Raw genomic sequence first — 18,083 nt, forward strand, 5'->3', positions numbered from 1 at the left:
ACATTTAGTATAGAGCCTGATTTTTAAACGATTACGAGAGTTGGATCAAGCAGAAAAACAAACAGCCCATTCAGTTGTTTCAACAGACATAGAAGCAAATGAACAAGTAAGGAAAACGACCGTTAGAAATCGAAGCGAGCGGACGGCTCTATTGCGAGAGACAGCTCTTGAAGTGTTAAAAGAAAGTGAAGGACCCCTAAAAGGTGCTGACTTGAAACGGGAAGTAGAGCAACGGACGAACGAAAAAATTGCGAATATGACGACCTTTATGAGAGCGTTAGAGAAAATGCATCCAGAAGTAAAAAAAGTGGATCGAGGAACATACACAATCGTAGACGAAGCACACACATTGTAAAAAGATGTGTGTGCTTTCCTTTTACATCATCGTTTCTAAATCTTTTATCAATAACTCTTGATGGTCACTTGGTTCAACTTGTTTTGCTAGAGAATAAGCTGTTTCAAAAGCGGCTTTCGCTTCTGGAATTAAATGAAGTTGATAGTAGGCTCGTGCCAATGCTTCAAAGGCATAACCGAGATAAAAGGGAGTTAATCCACCTTTTTCACTAATTTCTATACATTTTTTCGCGTATTCGAGTGCGATTTCAGGTTTCCCAATAGTAACATATACCCGTGACAATTGCCAGTACCCGATTGACAAATGCTCGGCTGTATGGTTTTCTATTTCCGTCCAATGTAGAAATGAAGCATGACATAAATGAACCATTCGTTGGTTATCTTCTTCTGTACGATTCTCTTTTTCGAGTAAGTCCCAAACGTTATTAAAATATTGAGCGGCTAATTCGCGATGGGCCAGTGGGGTTATCGTCTTATTTTCAGCCATATTCGACACCTCTTCTAAAAATTTCGAATACTTAAATTATACAAAAAATAAGAAGGCAAGTAATCGTTTCCAAGAAAAATAAACAAGATTTCTCCATTTCTATTTCGTCCATTAATTTTGAAATGACACTTCATCAAGAAGAGAATGGAATTGGAAATGCGAAAACATTGCCATGAAAGCGTTCTCCCTATTACAATAACAGTCGTATGATTTCGAACGTAACTGGGAAAGGATGACACATACATGATAAAGTTGCCACAACAGCTCGAACAAATGATAAATGAACGCAAATCGTTATGGAAAGATGTTGATCAACATTTAATAGGAAAAGGTGGGTATACACCTTCAAACGAATCGATCTTATATGATGCCTTAACAGCTCTTTCCATCGGTAAAAACGTATTATTGAAAGGGCCGACCGGTTCCGGAAAGACGAAATTGGCGGAAACGTTATCGGCAATTTTTTCACAGCCAATGCATTCCATTAACTGTTCCGTTGATTTAGACGCTGAAGCGTTGCTCGGATATAAAACAATCGTTGAGAAAGACGAAAAAACAACGATTGAATTTATTGAAGGACCCGTCATTCAAGCGATGAAAAAAGGTCATTTATTATATATAGATGAAATTAATATGGCCAAGCCAGAAACGTTACCAATCCTAAACGGGGTTCTCGATTATCGCCGGACGATAACGAATCCATTTACAGGAGAAGTGGTAAAAGCCAGACCGTCCTTTGGAGTGATTGCCGCGATTAATGAAGGATATGTGGGCACGGTTCCGTTAAATGAAGCGTTAAAAAACCGTTTTGTAGTCATTGACGTTCCGTACATTCAAGGTGATGTCTTAAAGCAAGTATTAAAGGAACAAAGCCTTCAGCAAGATGATCGGCTGTTAACGAATTTTGTTCAATTATCAAATGATTTGCTTATCCAGGTTACGAACGGTCAAATTTCAGAGGAGGCAGCATCGATTCGCGCCCTTCTTGATACGGTTGATTTAACGGTTTACATGCCACCTTTACGTGCGATTCAACGTGGAATTATAGACAAGTTAGAAGACGAACGAGAAAAAGCGGCCATCCGGAATATTGCCGAAACGATTTTTGAATGAGGGATGTCCGATGAATCGATTTATTCAGTTTAACGACGAAAAAATAGATTCTTTTTTATTTATGCAACTAGCTGATTTAGCAAAAACGCTAACGAAAAATCCGAATATGGAAGTGGAATATGGTGTTCAATCGTATTTAGACGTAATCGGTGAAAAAATCTTCGTCAGCCACTTTTGGGACCATCGCTCGAAAGAAGATACGGTCGCTGGATTGAAAAGTGATGTGTTTTTACGCGCGATAGGCAGCTTCTATCACACTGACTTTCAAGAAGTGATTCGATACATCGAACTAATCAAACAAACGTCAATCCCGAGTTTTGCGAAACAATTATTTATGCTGGCAGAAGATACAAGGTTAGAAGATATTTGTATAAAAAAGCGTCCAGGCACGAAAAGCGTTTTTTCAAAACGGCGGATGATGTATAAAAAACATTTTGAAACACAGCTAAATGTCAATTTAGTAAAAAGTGTGTATACGGATGCTCTGTTTAACAGTTTATTTGGAATGATTCATGCAGAGTCACCAACGGAAGAGCCCCCATCGATTTCAGAACCATTAGACCGTGTCATTCCATTTATTCGCCATCAATTATCGAGAATTTTTGAAGCGGCGCATACAAGGGACATTGTTCACATTTGCATGGAACTAGTGGAAGTATTGGACGAGTTACTCGAAGAAGATATGTTGAATGAGTATTTTCACTTACCGGAGAACGTCTACCATGACGAAGAAGGTCTTGATTACCGCGATTTAAAACGCCAAGATCCACTGCAAAATTGTGATTTTCATGATAAGAAAAAAGACGGTGATGAAACGGTATTTGATGAAGAATTGAGGACATGGCATCGGGAAACGTCCGACCTATCAAAAACGTTTCTCCAATTCGATTTAGATCAAGGCACCCAATCTGATTTACTCGGTGAAGGGGTCCGTGAAGGAGACGAAGGGGACCAAGCGTTAGGCGTCGTTCAAGGTTCCGCTCGTCAATCCGTGAACAACGATTACACTTCTGCGGAAGCGACGGCGATGAAAAAAATGGACCGTTTAGGAGGAAGTGAGTCGTACGGAAAAGAGAACAAATATGCGGTTCCTATTTTTGTCGAGCCGACACTCTCAACGACGGAAGAAAAGCGTCATTACGAACAAATAAAAAAAGACATTCTCACCTATCAAAAGAAACTGAAAAATATGATTGAGAAAACGCTTGAGCATAAAAAAATACAGCCGCGCACCGATTTGCACATGGGACGGTTAAATAAAAAACTTGTTCGTTTCTTTACAGATAAAAACCCTCGACTGTTTTATAAAAAGCATGAACCGTCGAATGAAATTGATGCAGTGTTTACGTTGCTTGTTGATTGTTCAGCTTCCATGTACGATAAAATGGAAGAAACGAAACGAGGAATTGTTTTATTCCATGAAGCGTTACAATCATTAAAAGTTCCTCATGAAATCGTCGGTTTTTGGGAAGATACAAACGACGCAACCGAAACGTATCAGCCGAACTATTTTAAACATGTTATTTCATTTCAAACGTGTTTTCAAAGAACAATAGGTCCAAAGGTCATGCAGTTGCAGCCTGAAGAGGACAATCGCGATGGATTCGCCATCCGACTAATGACGGAGCGACTATTAAAGCGATCAGAAAAACAAAAGTTTTTACTCGTTTTTTCCGATGGAGAACCTGCCGCCTTGGGGTATGATCAAAACGGAATAATTGATACTCATGAAGCGGTTATTTTAGCCCGTAAACAAAGAATTGAAGTAATGAACGTTTTTTTAGCAAATGGAGAAATTGATGAAGGACAAAAGACAACCATTCAAAACATTTATGGAAAATACAGCATCCTCGTATCCAACGTAGAACAACTTCCGGACGTATTGTTCCCGTTGTTAAAAAAATTACTGTATAAAAGTATTTAACCTGTAGTGTATAAAAAGGAGGGGGTACGGATGGAACGGTTACGCCAAATACTTAAGCAAATTGACCATAAAGGGTACAAAGCGTATAAATCGACTCAAGGGACGTATCGCTTTCCACAATATGAATTAGCCATTGATTATGTACAAGGAGATCCGTTTGCCAGTCCATCTAAAATTCGAATCATTATCCCATGGGAACAGACCATCCTTACGAGAGAAGATACCCTTACCCGAAAACGAACGATTCATATCGAAGACTATATAACAAGACAAATTCATCGGGCCATTCAACGTGTCGGGAAACAGGTAAACGGATCAGGAAAAAGCGGACTTATTTGGATCGATCCGCCAGGCCAAGAAGTATTAGAGACAACGGCCGTTACGATTTCCCCCCGTTATCTAACCGTCTGTCTTTCCATCGGTTTACCGGCTCGTGGGCGTACCGTTCTTGGTAAAGAAGCAGAACGACTGTTGTTTGAACAACTTCCAACGGTGTTACAACAAAGTGTTTTTTCCCTGAAGCGGGAGTCGATTACATCTGTTATCCACTTGTGCGATCAGCAAGCAGCGATAAGGGAATATATGAAAAAGCATGGACTCGTGGCCTTTATTGGAAACGGCGCCATATTACCACGTGAAAGCGGAGTAAGTGATCGTCCATTAAAACAGGGAGCGGTTCCTTTTCAAAGTCCAAAAGAATTAGAGGTGGCCATTCCCGTTCCTCATCAACAAGAACCGATTCGGGGGATGGGGATTCGAAAAGGCATTACGTTAATCGTAGGCGGGGGATTTCATGGGAAAAGCACATTTTTGAAAGCCCTTGAACGAAGTGTTTACGATCATATCAAAGGGGACGGGCGAGAATTTGTTTTTACGGACGAGCAAGCGATAAAAATTCGTGCTGAAGACGGCCGAAGTGTCCAAAAGGTAAATATAAGCCCGTTTATTACTCACTTACCATTGGGGCGGAAAACCGATGCTTTTACAACTGATAACGCAAGCGGTAGTACGTCCCAAGCAGCCAACATCATGGAGGCACTCGAAGCCGGAGCGACGACACTTTTGATTGATGAAGACACAAGTGCGACGAACTTAATGATCCGTGATGCCCGTATGCAAGCGCTTGTTCAAAAGGATCACGAACCGATCACGCCATTTATTGATAAAGTAAAACAACTATATGAAGAAAAAGGTGTTTCGACAATTCTTGTTATGGGTGGGGCGGGTGATTATTTTGATGTCGCCGATTGTATTATTAAAATGGAACAATACAAACCGTATGATGTAACGGATGAAGCGATAAAGATTTCCCAAACGTACCCGACGGAGCGAAAAATGGAAGGAGGGATTTCGTTTGGTCAGATCAATGGTCGCGTCATTACGGAAACGTGTTTTAACAGTCAAAGAGGAAAAAAACAGAAAGTGGTCGCTAAAGGAAAACAGGTATTACAATACGGTTTATCGATTATTGATTTAGCAGCCGTTGAACAGCTCGTGCACCCGAGTCAAGTAAATGCCATCGGGGCCATTTTATTGTATTTAGAACGGAATAACTTGTTTCGAAAAGGATGGACCATTCCTGAAATTTTATCGTTTGTCCGTGACCAAATAGACCAGCATGGAATCCAGATTTTTTCTATGCAGAAAGGTCATCCTGGGGAACTTGTTTATGTAAGACCGTTGGAGCTTGCTGCAGCCATTAATCGATTTCGATTATTAAAGGTGAAATAAAAAGAAAAACGTCGCCTTCCCGGAAAGGAGGCGACGTTTTTCTTACAATTTATTTGCTAAAGATTTGATTTAGAAAATAAAAGATGTTCCGACGATGATGAGTAAAATAAATAGTACGACAAGTAGCACAAATGTTGAACCAAGATTTAAACCGCCAGAACCATAACCTCCATAGCCATAGCCACCATAACCGCATCCAAAGCCCATCATTGATTCACCCTTTCATTTATTTTTTATTAGGTTAGTTAATAACCACATCCACAGATAAAGGCTGCTCCTACAATAATAAGGAGAATGAACAATACGACAATTAACGCAAAATTATTATCTCTTCTTCCGAAATCAGACATGAACTAGCCACCCCTTTCATTTTTTCAATGTGATAGGAAGTTATCCTTCACATTAATTACAATATTCAATGAATGGAAAAAAGGGTGGATGGTTGTCCTAATATATGAAAAAAAATAATCAAAATCTTAAAAAACGAACTAAGCCGAAGCAATAGAGGTTCTTTCCGTTATGGCAGTTTAAAGAAAAGTGTTCCTTTAAAAAAATATAATTTCACACATCCAAGTTTTTCATCAATTGCTGTGCATATTTTACATACCGGTGTAAAGAAAAAGAGGAAGTTAGATCAAAGTAAGTGACAATTTCATCCGTCGGTTTTCCTTTTAAAAGGGCGTCCAAAATGCACTGGTTCCTTAAATGAAGCGCTGAAATTTTGCGTAAGCCAGCTCGTCGAACTTCTTCTTTGATCATTTCTTGTATTCCCCGTACGGATAAATATTTTGGACAGTTTGCTTCATAGTCATATTGAAAGCTAAAAGATACATTGTTGTAGGCGACAAATAAAGGATGATCTGAAAAATAGTGTGGACGTACTTCTTTTGGGATAGAGCGATAATACGTGATTAAGTGATGATGAATTTTATCAGATATGACAAATGTCCGCGTTCTTTTTGCTGAACGAACGACGATTTCTTTTTGAGCGAAGTTAACGTCTTTCATTTTGATTTGCGATAGTTCTGTTGGCGTTAAACCAATGTATCGAACGAGGAGAACGATCGCTTGATTGCGATGTTTTAAGTCTTTACGAGCGGAGGGAACGTGATCCGGTAAATAATCCTGATCAGCAAACGAATGATACAACCGCTCAAATTCATCATCTTGGATAAAGTCATTCTTGGAGAGGGGTCTTAACGTTTCCGTATCCGTTAAATCCGTAATCTCACAGCCGACATTAATCGAAAAATGGTGAAATAGACGGTTGATGACGACACCAATCCGGCGAATCGTTGCGTGCGAATAGTTTGCCTCATGTAAAGTCTGGAAAAACGATTGTAATTGATCTACCGTTAACTTGCGCATCATTGCTTCGTTTGTTTCACCAAATGTATGTTCCATCCAGCGAAAAAAGTGAAGTAAATCCGAGCGATACCGTTTGATGGTCGAAGGCTTCCGGCCTTTGCCTAGTAACATTTCATAAAAACGATCAACAAATGAAGGGGTTTCGTTCATATCCAATCCTCCTACACGAATAATTTCACGCATCCAATTTTTTATATAAATTATACAAATAAATGAAATAGTTTCCAAGGGAAAAAAGAGAAAATTTTACGAATGGTAAGCTTTCGAATCATATTTTTATTCATTGTAAGCATATATTAACAACTGTGATAAAAAGAAAAGGTTGCATGTGATGGGAATTTATTAAAAAGCCATTGTATTTCATGAGAAGAAATGGTAAAATCAGTTTAACTTAATAAGAGCTTATCAAGAGTGAACGAGAGATCGGGCTCGATGACTTCACAGCAACCTGCCATTTTGCAAGGTGCTCCAACCCGCAAAGCATTCGCTTTGGATGATAAGAACGGACGAAAACTCTTTTCCCATCATTCATGGCGAAAAGAGTTTTTTTATTTCCTCCGTTCTATCCAAATTTCATAAAGGAGGAAATGGGATGAAAGGGAATGTGGTGTTAAGGGGCTATTTGGCCAGCCATTGCACAGTGGATGCTTTTGTGAGTCATGTGAAAAATTGTGTTATTCAACAGCTGAGAGAATTCGGATGTGACACAGAACTGTATTTAGATTCACAGCCTAATTTTTTTCTGTTTTACGGTCATGTGAATAATGAGCTATATCATCTGTTATTAACTCGGAACGAAGTGGATCAGTTGAAAGCAGCGGGTCCATATGCGTTAGATCGGGCGTTATGGGAGGTTATTTTCACGAGATACAATTACAATCAAAAAAAATTTTCCAGTTCCTATTTAAAGCTTGTGTTTTGTGAAACGAGCGATGATGGGGAGGGAGACATATAATGACCATTACCTCTTTTAATCATGTAGGAATTATGGTATCAGATATCCAATCATCTAAAAAATTTTATCAACAAGTGTTAGGGTTAAAAGTAATGGAAGAGTTCGTTCACTCGAACGGAGAATTGCATTTAGCATTTTTAGGAAAAGATAATCAAACGATCATTGAACTTATAGAAGGATACAATCCAAATCTTCCGGTTGAAGGAAAGGTTCATCATGTTGCATTTTCTGTTCAAGATATTGAAAAAGAAAAAGAACATTTGCAATCATTAGGTGTACCTCTTGTTTGGAATGACATTACCACTTTACCAAATGGGGGGAAATATTTATTTTTTCACGGTCCAGACGGGGAATGGATTGAATTGTATGAAAAACGTGTAGAAGATAATTAATGAAATATATGGGAAAAAGGCTATTGGAGAGAAAAGACATTAAAATCTTGCCAATAGCCTTTTTAGTGGCTTAATTCGTATATTTTTTTCAATTTTTCCCGAAAGACATCGAGATGTACAAAACGTGCTTCCCGTAGCACTTCTTTTCCATCCATAAACAATATCATCACAGGTGCTGTAAAGATTGATAAATAACCAGCCACTTCAGGGACATCATCCGCATTGACTACGCCAAGTTGGATATCCGGAAAATCTTCTAACACGTTTTTAAGTTGTGGAAACAAGGCATGACAGACACTACAATTGGTTCGCATAATGTATACGAATGAAAAACGATGGTTTGTGATGAACTGTTCTATTTGAGAGATAGAAGCTAAAACATTTTGCTCATTCAATATTAATCCTCCCTTTTATTAAAGTTAACAATACCTATTATAGTATATTTTTCATCAAAAAGATATTCGAAGGATCAGAAATAAAAATTGACATTTACGTAAGCGTAAAATAAACTATATTCAGAATAATCAAATAAATGGTGAGCACAATGGAACAATACACAATTTCTCAACTATCCTCCGAATTTGAAATTAGTACCCGGACTATTCGCTATTATGAAGAAAAGGGACTTTTATCCCCAAAACGGACGAATACAGGGCAACGGATTTATACGAAAACTGATCGTGCTATTTTAAAATTAATATTACGAGGAAAACGATTTGGATTTTCTCTTGATGAAATAAAAGAAATGATCCAACTTTTTAACCAAGATCGTTCAGGAAAAAAGCAATTGGAAAAAACAATTGAGTACGGTGAGACAAAATTAAAGGAGGTGAACGAAAGGATAGAGGATTTAATGTACTTAAAAAAAGATTTAGAAGCAATTCTTCAAGATTTTAAAGAAAGGTTACGTCTATTAAGGGAGGGATAATGATGAATATTTCACAATTCTTAGCTCGTAATGCTCGAAAATTCCCAAATAAGTTGGCTTATATTGATGGAAGTAATTCTTTAACGTATAGCGAAGTCGATAACATCGTCAATCGGCTTGCTTCATCTTTATCGAGATTACACATTCAGCCAAATGATAAGGTAGTTTTATATTTACCCAATGGATTGGAATTTGTGTATGCCTATTTTTCCGTCTTGCGCTTAGGTGCAATCGTTGTTCCGATAAATACCCGATTAGCTAAAGAGGAAGTAAAATACATTCTCGAACATAGCGATGCAAAAGCAATCATTGCTCACCATACGTTGTCTCAACAATTAAACCCTCTCATCAACGAACTGGACCTCTTTTGGATTCATACCGGAAGTAATTCCCCACCTTGGATATCACTTGAGACGTTAATTAATGACGGCTCACCTCACTTGATTGAATGTAACCGCCATGATGATGACGATGCTTCCATATTATATACTTCTGGAACGACTGGAAAGTCGAAAGGTGTTTTGTTTACCCATCGAAATATTTTAACTGTAGCAAATATGATGGTCATTGAAACAAACATGAATAAAGATAGTCGATTATTACACATGATGCCGCTTAGCCATTGTGCACCACTACATCTTTTTTTCATCGGTGGTCTGTATGTCGGAGCTACGCATGTTTTAGCCTCACAATTTACTCCAAAAGATTTTCTTCATCTCATTCAGTTGCACAAAATTACACACTTCTTTGGGGCTCCAGTTGCTTATTTACTCACTGCTAAACAATCCGATATCGATGAATATGATTTATCTTCAGTAAAGTATTGGTTGTATGGCGGAGCACCATTATCGACACAGGAAGTTCAATTTGTTCAGCAAAAATTTAAATCGGATCGATTTATGTGCCTGTATGGGTTAACGGAAGCGGGACCAAATGGGATATATTTATCACCTGAGGAACATCGTGACAAAGCTGGAAGTATTGGTAAACATGCCGCACTACATTGTGAAGCGAAAATAGTTAATGAAAAAGGGGAAGAGGTTAAGGTAGACGAAATCGGGGAAATCGTATTAGCTGGTGAAGGAACGATGAAAGGTTACTATAAAGATCCAGTAAAAACAGCAGAAACCATTCGGAATGGGTGGCTATATACTGGGGATTTAGCCCGAAAAGATAAAGATGGATATATATGGATTGTGGACAGAAAAAAAGACATGATTATTTCTGGAGGTGTGAATATCTATCCGAAAGAAATTGAAGACGTGTTAAAAACGCATCCATCGATATCAGATGTTGCTATCATCGGGGTTCCACATCCGGATTGGGGAGAAACGGCCAAGGCGTTTGTTGTGACAAATGAGCACATTCCTAATCTCGAAGAAGAATGCAAGCGTTTTCTTGAAGGAAAAGTGGCTGATTACAAAATTCCACGTCTATTTGAAACAATCGATGAACTTCCTCGGAATGCTTCAGGAAAAATATTAAAGCAGCTATTACGTCAAAAGGAGGTAAAGGCATGAAGCCTTTAAACCAAGTTGATCCCCATTTCTTATGGAATGTAAAAAAATTAATGGATCCCAAGTTGTACGCATTTACAGAAGAAATGCTTCAAGATTTTTGGCGTAAATGTATGACAGATTTTGATCGTCGTGCTGTTCATACTGATCGTGAAGGACAACCACGGTTAATCAAATATGATCGGTTCGGTAACGATATTTCAGAGGTTTGGGTAAATGAAGGGTATAAACAAACGGTACAAGAGACTTATGCAACTGGAATTGTTGGCTATGTCCATAAATTGATTCCTGATCTCGGACAAAAAGGTAATTATGTATATTCATATGCATTAGGATACTTATTGTCTCAAGTTGAGCCCGGCTTTTACTGTCCAGTCACCTTGACGATGGCTACCGCCTATATTTTAGAACACTTTGCTGATGATTGGTTAAAAGAAAAATATTTACCTCACGTGACATCTACAGGGGACGTCGAATTATATGAAGGGGCAACGTTTTTAACGGAACGTCAAGGAGGATCAGATGTCGGAGCGAATGTAGTAAAAGCAGTACCAGAAGGCAATCATTATAAAATTTATGGTGAAAAATATTTTGCAAGTAATGCAGGAACGTGCGGAGTTGCCACCGTCTTAGCACGGATAGAAGGGGGCCCACCGGGGACAAAAGGTTTAAGCCTATTTCTTGTTCCTTGGCGTAAAGATGACGGAACGTTAAATGGTATCCACATCCGCCGTTTAAAAGATAAACTCGGAGTGAGAGCCGTTCCATCGGCGGAGGTAGTGTTTGAAGGGGCTGAAGCTTACCTAGTAGGAGATCCAACCAAAGGATTTTACTACATGATGGAGGCATTAAATTTGTCTCGTGTATGTAATGCCATAGCCTCCATAGGCATTATGAAACGCGCGTTAGAAGAATCCAAGAGTTATGCGGTAGAACGAGCGGCTTTTGGAAGAAAATTAATTGAATTTCCAATGGTTCAACAAACACTTTGTAATTTAATAGCCAGACAAGAAGTTCAAACGAGCGCTTGTTTTCAATTCATCCATTTCTTTGACAGAGTGATGAGTAATCTAAGCCAAGTAACGAAGGTAGAAAAAGCCTGGAACCGATTAATCATTGCTCTATTAAAAATGCGTACTGCAGAAGAAGCGATTACCTTTGCGCATGAGGCAATTGAAATCCATGGAGGCAATGGTTATATCGAAGATTTTATCACTCCAAGATTGTTGCGTGATGCCCAAGTGTTAACCGTTTGGGAAGGAACTGCGAATATTTTAGGGTTAGAAGTTTTAAGATTAATAAAAAAATATAATATTCATGAAACATTTGAGGAGTATATTCATAACGAATTAGTAAAACTCCCTGTACATCTACATGCACATAGACATGTAGTAAAAGAAGGGCTTCTCGAATTACAAGAGCTTCTTACTTCATTACAGAATGAAAAAGAAGAAGTATGGAGCTACTATGCAAAAAAAATAGCCAACCGAATGTGTGACATTTATTTAAGTGTGGTCGCGTTAAAAGATGCAGCTGAAGGTGGAAAGCGGTATGAAATCATTGCTAAACTATTTTTACAACATATTTGGAAAAATCGTATTTTAGAAGAAGAACGACTTTCTGAACAATACTTTTCCATTATTTTTAACCCTGAGGAAGTACCTATTTCAAAAGAATAAGTAATAAATAAAATTATTATGTAAACAAAATCCTTGCCATAGAAATGGTAAGGATTTTTATTATTGAGAGCGTTTTGAATAAAAATACATAATTATGAAATTTGTGTTGCTTGCTACTGTATTTTATTATATAATTACTAGCAATTACAAAGAATAATTATTACATAACATGAATAAATATAAAAATATTTGATTTCATATTAAAGGTGGGAATATGATGGGACTTGCTGAAATGATTCATAACGATGTGATTACAAACTTAAAGGGAAAGGATTTGTTATCTTTATGGGATCTATCTTCAAAAGAAATTGAAAGTTTAATAGCCTTAGCCATTGAGTTAAAAAAGGGAGATGCGATTCATTTTCAACCATTAGCTGGAAAAACATTGGGGATGATTTTTGAAAAACATTCAACGAGGACACGCGTTTCTTTTGAAGTAGGTATGTATCAATTAGGTGGTCACGCTTTGTTTTTAAGCAATCAAGATATTCAACTCGGACGTGGTGAATCCATACCAGACACGGCTCGCGTGTTATCCGAATATGTGAATGGAATAATGATTCGAACGTTTGAACAACAAAAAATTATTCAACTAGCCGAATATGCCTCCGTTCCAGTGATTAACGGGTTATCGGACGATTATCATCCGTGTCAAGCATTGGCCGATTTATTAACCATATACGAATTGAAAGGACGAATGAAAGACATTTCCCTTGCCTATATTGGAGATGGGAATAACGTTGCGCATTCATTAATTATTGTGGCTACAAAAATGGGGATGAATATTCGAGTAGCAACTCCTCCATCATACGAACCGAATGAATGGGTGGTAAAAAAAGCAAAGGAACTAGCGAAGCAAACAGGGGCGACGATTCTTATAACGCATGACCCTTATGAGGCAGTCAAAGGAGTTGATGTCGTCTATACCGATGTTTGGGCAAGTATGGGCCAAGAGGATGAAAATGATATACGAAAACAAATTTTTTCTCCATATCAAGTGAATGGGCCACTTATGAGCATCGCGAACAAAGATGCGATCTTTTTACATTGTCTTCCTGCTCATCGTGGTGAAGAAGTAACCTCCGATGTGATTGATGGTCCGCAGTCAAAAGTGTTTCATCAAGCTGGAAATCGTCTTCACGTTCAAAAGGCGTTGTTAGTGGCTCTTTTAGGAGATTAGTCGGAGAAGATTTCTCATAATTCAAGTGGTTTTCTCATAAAACTAAAATCTTTTCCCATAAATGAATCTTTTTTGCTCATAAATTGAAAAATTTTTCCCATAAACGTGTCATTTTTGCTCATAAAAGTAAAAATTTTTTCTCAAACGATTATTTTAACTCATAATCGAAAAAAGATATACGAATCTTATGGTTTTTGTCTGAATCGGAATGATTAATACGGGCAAAGTGATTACGACTACCGACTTTGAAAAGGCGACCTTCGTGAAAATGTTCACTTGGTCGCCTAACACCTTTTACCCTAAATAATTTTCAACTTCTTGGCACACTTCTTCTGCGGATAGGCCACGTGCGTCAATGACTCGTCCAGCAGTCACGACATTTTGCATGCCCATCACGTTTTCGTCTTGACCTGAAATCACACAGCAGTCGCAGCCTTTAGCATCTTCCTCTTGTTTCAAGTCCACCACATCATATCCACGTTCACGTAAGGCATCTTGAACATTTGTTAACGATGATTCTACACCAATTTTAGCCACATGCACACCTCCTCACATCCTTAATTTGAGTAGGGTTGCCTATTTTTATTCCTTATCTCATTCATAATTTTGCTCTAAAAGAAAAAAATACGATTGGAGGTGATCTGCTTGAAAAAAAGAAAAAAAGATCCATCAACGATTGGATTATCGTCGTCTCAAGTGGAAGGTCAAGGAACTACTCAACAAGAAACTGGTTCCCAATCCTTGGACTCGTCACGAAAAAAACAAAAAAGAATGTAAACAAAAAACTACCAATGAAACAGAGATGGTTCCATTGGTAGTTTTTCTCGTCACGTTATTTTAGTATCTGCCGGGCTTCCCCTAATCGTGGACATTTATACACATTTTATTAAAAGGACCAAAAAGAAAAAATGTCGGAAAAATCATAATCCCCGGATTCCAAGGAAATCATTTTTCAAGAAGGAACTTTTACTTAGCTCGACAAAATATCTCAAACATTAACGGACTTTTGTCATTCGTTGTCATCTCATGCGCTTCCCAAGGAAATAACAGATTTCCAAAACCTTTCACGAGTAATTTCTTTGAGTCCGACGTTTTTTTCTATTGATAGGTATGATATCCTTTTAAAGGTGTGACTGATTGACATAAGGGGGAGCTCGATGGAAACATCCACTGTTGTTTTCTTAGCGTTTGTAGGCGCTTCCATTACCGTTTGTATCTATTCTCTAGCTCAATACATAAAAAGTAGAAAGCTTCCATCAATGACAATTACAGAAAAGGAACTACATCAACATCTTTCTCGTTATAATGGATCCACCATGGGACATTTACTTTTTTTAAATGATAAATCATTTTTTTGGAACGAAGAGAAAACGGTATTAATTGCCTTTCGAAAAGTAGGTCGTAAACTAATTGTTTTCGGGGATCCAATTGGAAAAGAGCAGGAAATAGCTGATTCGCTCTTACAATTTAAACGTTGGGCTGAAACCTATAAATGTACTCCGATTTTTTATCAAGTCAATCCGACTTTTTTATCTTGTTACCATGATCTTGGGTATAAATTTTATAAATTAGGTGAAGAAGCGAAAGTCAATTTACAACAATATTCGATTGCTGGTAAAAAAGGGGCTAGGTTACGGACAAGAAGAAATAAATTTTTACGGAATGGATACGAATTTAAAGTGATTTACCCACCATACAACAACAAATTGTTATCCGAATTAAAGCTAGTATCGGATTCATGGTTAAATGGTCGAAAAGAGAAAAGTTTTTCTGTCAGCTTTTTTGATGAGGATTACGTCTCTCGCTTTCCTATTGCTCTATTAAAAGGACCTGACCATTCGATTATAGCTTTTGCCACCTTAGCGATAGGACATGAGGTAACAGGCAAGACTATGACGATCGATTTAATGCGGCATATCGCCAATCAGCCTCATGGAACCATGGACATGCTTTTTGTATCAATCTTAATATGGGCTAAAGAAAAGGGATTGGAATGGTGTAGTTTAGGAATGTCTCCACTGGCAAACGTAGGGACCAACCGTTATGGATTTGTTAGTGAAAAAATTGGACGATTTTTATTTTTACATGGAAACATGTTTTATAAGTTTAAAGGATTGAAAGAGTTTAAGGATAAATTTGCTTGCACTTGGGAATCGAAATATTTAGCTTATAAAAAAGGTTTATTACCTATGATTTGTTTACAAATCATTTTAGTCATTCATCAAGTACCAGGAATGGGCATGACATCTAACAAAAATCCCCGAAAAACAAGACAGAAAGCAAGTTAAGGGGAAGGATGTTATGTCCTTTTTTGCTTAGAAAATTTTTCGATAAAATCGAACAACATTCTACAAAAGTAGCAAAATTTCAACATGGATTTGTAAGCGCTTTAAAAATCTTTACAAAAAATTTTGGGGGACAAAAAAAGATTGTTATAACGCACATGTAAGCGTTTTCTTAAACATTTAATAAAACAGAATGTTCAAAAAATTATTAAAAAGGGGGTTGAAATTCGTACTTAACGGTCGTATGATTGATGACAACTAAGGAACAAGGTATAAGTTTCCACTCAAAATACATTTTCAAAAAAGAATTGGATTATGACGACTTTGTAGAATCAAAAGCAGTTTAGAGATAGGTGATAGTGATGAGAAGTGACATGATCAAGAAGGGAATTGATCGAGCGCCACATCGGAGCCTGTTATATGCAACTGGTGTTCGAGCGAAAGATTTAGACAAACCATTTATCGGTGTTTGTAACTCGTATGTTGATATTATTCCAGGGCACAAACATTTACGTGAATTTGCGGAGGTTGTCAAAGAAGCGATTTGGGAAGCAGGAGGAGTTCCATTTGAATTCAATACAATTGGGGTTGACGATGGGATTGCAATGGGTCACATCGGGATGCGCTATTCACTACCAAGTAGGGAACTTATTGCCGATGCAGCGGAAACAGTTATCAATGCCCACTGGTTTGATGGGGTGTTTTATATCCCGAATTGCGACAAAATCACACCAGGAATGTTAATGGCGGCTGTACGCACCAATGTTCCATCCGTTTTTGTTTCCGGTGGACCGATGGAAGCGGGGGTTTCCTCCAAAGGTAAAACGCTGTCACTCGCATCTGTATTCGAAGGAGTTGGCGCGTATCAATCGGGAATGATCACAAAACAAGAACTGGATGATCTTGAACAACACGCCTGCCCGACATGTGGTTCTTGTTCGGGCATGTTTACAGCTAACTCTATGAACTGCTTAATGGAAGTATTAGGAGTAGCGCTACCTGGCAATGGAACAATCGTAGCTACTTCGAAACAACGATATCAACTCGTGTACGAAGCGGCGAAACAATTAATTGAAATGGTGAAACATGATGTTCGACCACGTGACATCATCACTAAACAAGCGATTGATGATGCGTTTGCTTTAGATATGGCCATGGGAGGCTCAACCAATACGGTCCTTCACTTGTTAGCTATTGCAAACGAAGCGGGAATTGACTATGACTTAGATCGAATTAACGAAATTGCCAAAAAAGTTCCTTACTTAGCGAAAATTAGCCCGGCCTCAGATTATTCTATCGGAGATGTTCATCGAGCAGGTGGAATCAGTGCAATCTTGAAGGAACTGAGTGATTTAGGTGTCTTACATGACGAACGGAGAACTGTCACTGGTCAAACGCTATATGACAATATTAAAAATGCAGTTATTTTAGATGACCAAGTCATTCGTCGAAAAGAAAATCCTTATCGAAAAGACGGTGGATTATCCATATTAAGAGGCAACTTAGCCCCTGATGGAGCTGTCATTAAGGTGGGGGCAGTGGATCCTTCCATTCAAAGATTTTTAGGGGAAGCTATTGTTTTTAATTCGCAAGATGAAGCGATTAAAGGAATTGAAAATGGGACGGTTCGAGAAGGTCATGTAGTGGTCATTCGTTATGAAGGACCAAAAGGGGGACCAGGAATGCCCGAGATGTTAGCCCCTACGGCCCAAATTGTCGGAAAAGGCTTAGGAACAAAAGTAGCACTTATTACGGACGGGCGTTTTTCAGGAGCAACACGAGGAATTTCAATTGGACATATCTCTCCAGAAGCAGCAGAAGGTGGTCCAATTGCCTTTGTAGAAAATGGCGATCCAATTCTCATTGATTTAACACAACGAACGATTCAAGTGCTTGTAGATCAAGAAGAATGGGAAGAGCGTAAGAAAAATTGGAAACCATTTGAACCGAAAATCAAATCCGGCTATTTAGGACGCTATTCAAAACTAGTAACATCAGCAAATACAGGCGCGATATTAAAAATATAAAAATCAGAATATTAAAAAAACGATGATGAGGACAAAGTAAGAGGACTAGGTATTTACAGAGAGCCGGGGGAGCTGGAAACCGGTAATACCCCCTCTTACGACATCACCTCGGAGTGCTGTCTTGAAACGAAAGGAGTAGGGAT

Annotated in this window: 18 protein-coding genes, 1 pseudogene, 1 riboswitch and 1 other annotated feature (1 of these 21 running past the window's edge); of the genes and pseudogenes, 13 read left to right on the forward strand and 6 right to left on the reverse strand. The window is 38.2% G+C overall.

All coding sequences use genetic code 11. From position 1 onward, the window contains the following. Positions 1-40 precede the first annotated feature (40 nt). Positions 41-355, forward strand: coding sequence for a Rok-like winged helix domain-containing protein (locus ABES52_RS02270; RefSeq protein WP_429648521.1), 315 nt, complete (start codon positions 41-43; stop codon positions 353-355). Between the two features lie 21 nt (positions 356-376). Here the strand turns inward: ABES52_RS02270 and ABES52_RS02275 are convergent, their stop codons facing one another. Continuing rightward, a complete protein-coding gene (locus tag ABES52_RS02275) occupies positions 377-841 on the reverse strand; it encodes a hypothetical protein (RefSeq protein WP_429648523.1) in 465 nt (154 codons plus the stop codon). Positions 842-1,084: 243 nt separating this feature from the next. On the opposite strand from ABES52_RS02275, the gene ABES52_RS02280 reads away from it, so the two are divergent. From ABES52_RS02280 to ABES52_RS02290, 3 genes are read left to right on the forward strand one after another with little or no spacing between them, the layout of a single operon-like run. After that, complete coding sequence (locus tag ABES52_RS02280; RefSeq protein WP_429648525.1) at positions 1,085-1,954, forward strand: ATP-binding protein; 870 nt, start codon at positions 1,085-1,087, stop codon at positions 1,952-1,954. A gap of 10 nt (positions 1,955-1,964) precedes the next feature. Then, complete coding sequence (locus tag ABES52_RS02285) at positions 1,965-3,878, forward strand: vWA domain-containing protein (RefSeq protein WP_429648527.1); 1,914 nt, start codon at positions 1,965-1,967, stop codon at positions 3,876-3,878. 30 nt (positions 3,879-3,908) lie between these two features. Further along, positions 3,909-5,609: an ABC-ATPase domain-containing protein gene (locus ABES52_RS02290; RefSeq protein WP_429648529.1), complete on the forward strand. Its 1,701-nt coding sequence runs from the start codon at positions 3,909-3,911 to the stop codon at positions 5,607-5,609. 69 nt (positions 5,610-5,678) lie between these two features. Here the strand turns inward: ABES52_RS02290 and ABES52_RS02295 are convergent, their stop codons facing one another. The 3 genes and pseudogenes from ABES52_RS02295 to ABES52_RS02305 form a co-directional block, all read right to left on the reverse strand. Next, positions 5,679-5,816 carry a YjcZ family sporulation protein gene (locus ABES52_RS02295; protein WP_429648531.1) on the reverse strand — a complete coding sequence of 46 codons (138 nt, stop codon included), beginning with the start codon at positions 5,814-5,816 and terminating at the stop codon, positions 5,679-5,681. Between the two features lie 38 nt (positions 5,817-5,854). Further along, a pseudogene (locus ABES52_RS02300) lies at positions 5,855-5,935 on the reverse strand (YjcZ family sporulation protein); the annotation flags it as partial. 235 nt (positions 5,936-6,170) lie between these two features. Then, positions 6,171-7,127 (reverse strand): tyrosine-type recombinase/integrase, encoded by a 957-nt coding sequence (locus ABES52_RS02305; RefSeq protein WP_429648533.1) that lies wholly within the window; start codon positions 7,125-7,127, stop codon positions 6,171-6,173. Between the two features lie 249 nt (positions 7,128-7,376). After that, a riboswitch (SAM riboswitch) is annotated at positions 7,377-7,480 on the forward strand. A gap of 89 nt (positions 7,481-7,569) precedes the next feature. Here ABES52_RS02305 and ABES52_RS02310 point away from each other — a divergent pair. Continuing rightward, the gene (locus ABES52_RS02310; RefSeq protein WP_429648535.1) at positions 7,570-7,932 is read left to right on the forward strand and encodes a hypothetical protein; all 363 of its coding nucleotides are present in this window, start codon (positions 7,570-7,572) and stop codon (positions 7,930-7,932) included. Next, positions 7,932-8,324, forward strand: coding sequence for a VOC family protein (locus ABES52_RS02315; protein ID WP_429648537.1), 393 nt, complete (start codon positions 7,932-7,934; stop codon positions 8,322-8,324). Before ABES52_RS02310 ends, ABES52_RS02315 begins: the two co-directional genes overlap by 1 nt. Positions 8,325-8,386: 62 nt before the next feature. Here ABES52_RS02315 and ABES52_RS02320 read toward each other — a convergent pair whose 3' ends face one another. After that, positions 8,387-8,719, reverse strand: coding sequence for a thioredoxin family protein (locus ABES52_RS02320; protein ID WP_429648539.1), 333 nt, complete (start codon positions 8,717-8,719; stop codon positions 8,387-8,389). A 149-nt stretch (positions 8,720-8,868) separates the two neighbouring features. Between ABES52_RS02320 and ABES52_RS02325 the strand changes: the two genes are divergently transcribed. The 4 genes from ABES52_RS02325 (at position 8,869) to argF (ending at position 13,628) form a co-directional block, all read left to right on the forward strand. Further along, positions 8,869-9,252 carry a MerR family transcriptional regulator gene (locus ABES52_RS02325; protein WP_429648541.1) on the forward strand — a complete coding sequence of 128 codons (384 nt, stop codon included), beginning with the start codon at positions 8,869-8,871 and terminating at the stop codon, positions 9,250-9,252. 2 nt (positions 9,253-9,254) lie between these two features. Then, on the forward strand, positions 9,255-10,772 hold the full coding sequence (locus tag ABES52_RS02330) for a class I adenylate-forming enzyme family protein (protein ID WP_429648543.1): 1,518 nt from the start codon (positions 9,255-9,257) through the stop codon (positions 10,770-10,772). Continuing rightward, positions 10,769-12,448 carry an acyl-CoA dehydrogenase family protein gene (locus ABES52_RS02335; protein WP_429648545.1) on the forward strand — a complete coding sequence of 560 codons (1,680 nt, stop codon included), beginning with the start codon at positions 10,769-10,771 and terminating at the stop codon, positions 12,446-12,448. The genes ABES52_RS02330 and ABES52_RS02335 overlap by 4 nt, the downstream gene beginning before the upstream one ends. A 235-nt stretch (positions 12,449-12,683) precedes the next feature. Next, a complete protein-coding gene (gene argF / locus ABES52_RS02340) occupies positions 12,684-13,628 on the forward strand; it encodes an ornithine carbamoyltransferase (protein WP_429648635.1) in 945 nt (314 codons plus the stop codon). Positions 13,629-13,922: 294 nt separating this feature from the next. On the opposite strand, the gene ABES52_RS02345 is transcribed toward argF, so the two are convergent. Next, positions 13,923-14,165, reverse strand: a complete 243-nt coding sequence (locus ABES52_RS02345; protein WP_429648547.1) for a YkuS family protein — start codon at positions 14,163-14,165, stop codon at positions 13,923-13,925. A 108-nt stretch (positions 14,166-14,273) separates the two neighbouring features. Here ABES52_RS02345 and ABES52_RS02350 point away from each other — a divergent pair, with 108 nt between their 5' ends. The 3 genes from ABES52_RS02350 (at position 14,274) to ilvD (ending at position 17,940) form a co-directional block, all read left to right on the forward strand. Continuing rightward, the gene (locus ABES52_RS02350) at positions 14,274-14,405 is read left to right on the forward strand and encodes a YuzL family protein (RefSeq protein WP_429648549.1); all 132 of its coding nucleotides are present in this window, start codon (positions 14,274-14,276) and stop codon (positions 14,403-14,405) included. 380 nt (positions 14,406-14,785) lie between these two features. Continuing rightward, entirely contained in the window at positions 14,786-15,916 is a 1,131-nt protein-coding gene (locus tag ABES52_RS02355; protein ID WP_429648551.1) for a phosphatidylglycerol lysyltransferase domain-containing protein, read from the forward strand. A gap of 359 nt (positions 15,917-16,275) precedes the next feature. Further along, positions 16,276-17,940, forward strand: coding sequence for a dihydroxy-acid dehydratase (ilvD, locus tag ABES52_RS02360; RefSeq protein ID WP_429648553.1), 1,665 nt, complete (start codon positions 16,276-16,278; stop codon positions 17,938-17,940). A gap of 13 nt (positions 17,941-17,953) precedes the next feature. After that, positions 17,954-18,083, forward strand: a binding site (T-box leader) (it continues 112 nt past the right edge of the window).

The organism is Aeribacillus pallidus (assembly GCF_050478865.1).
Taxonomy (GTDB): domain Bacteria; phylum Bacillota; class Bacilli; order Bacillales; family JACDOC01; genus JACDOC01.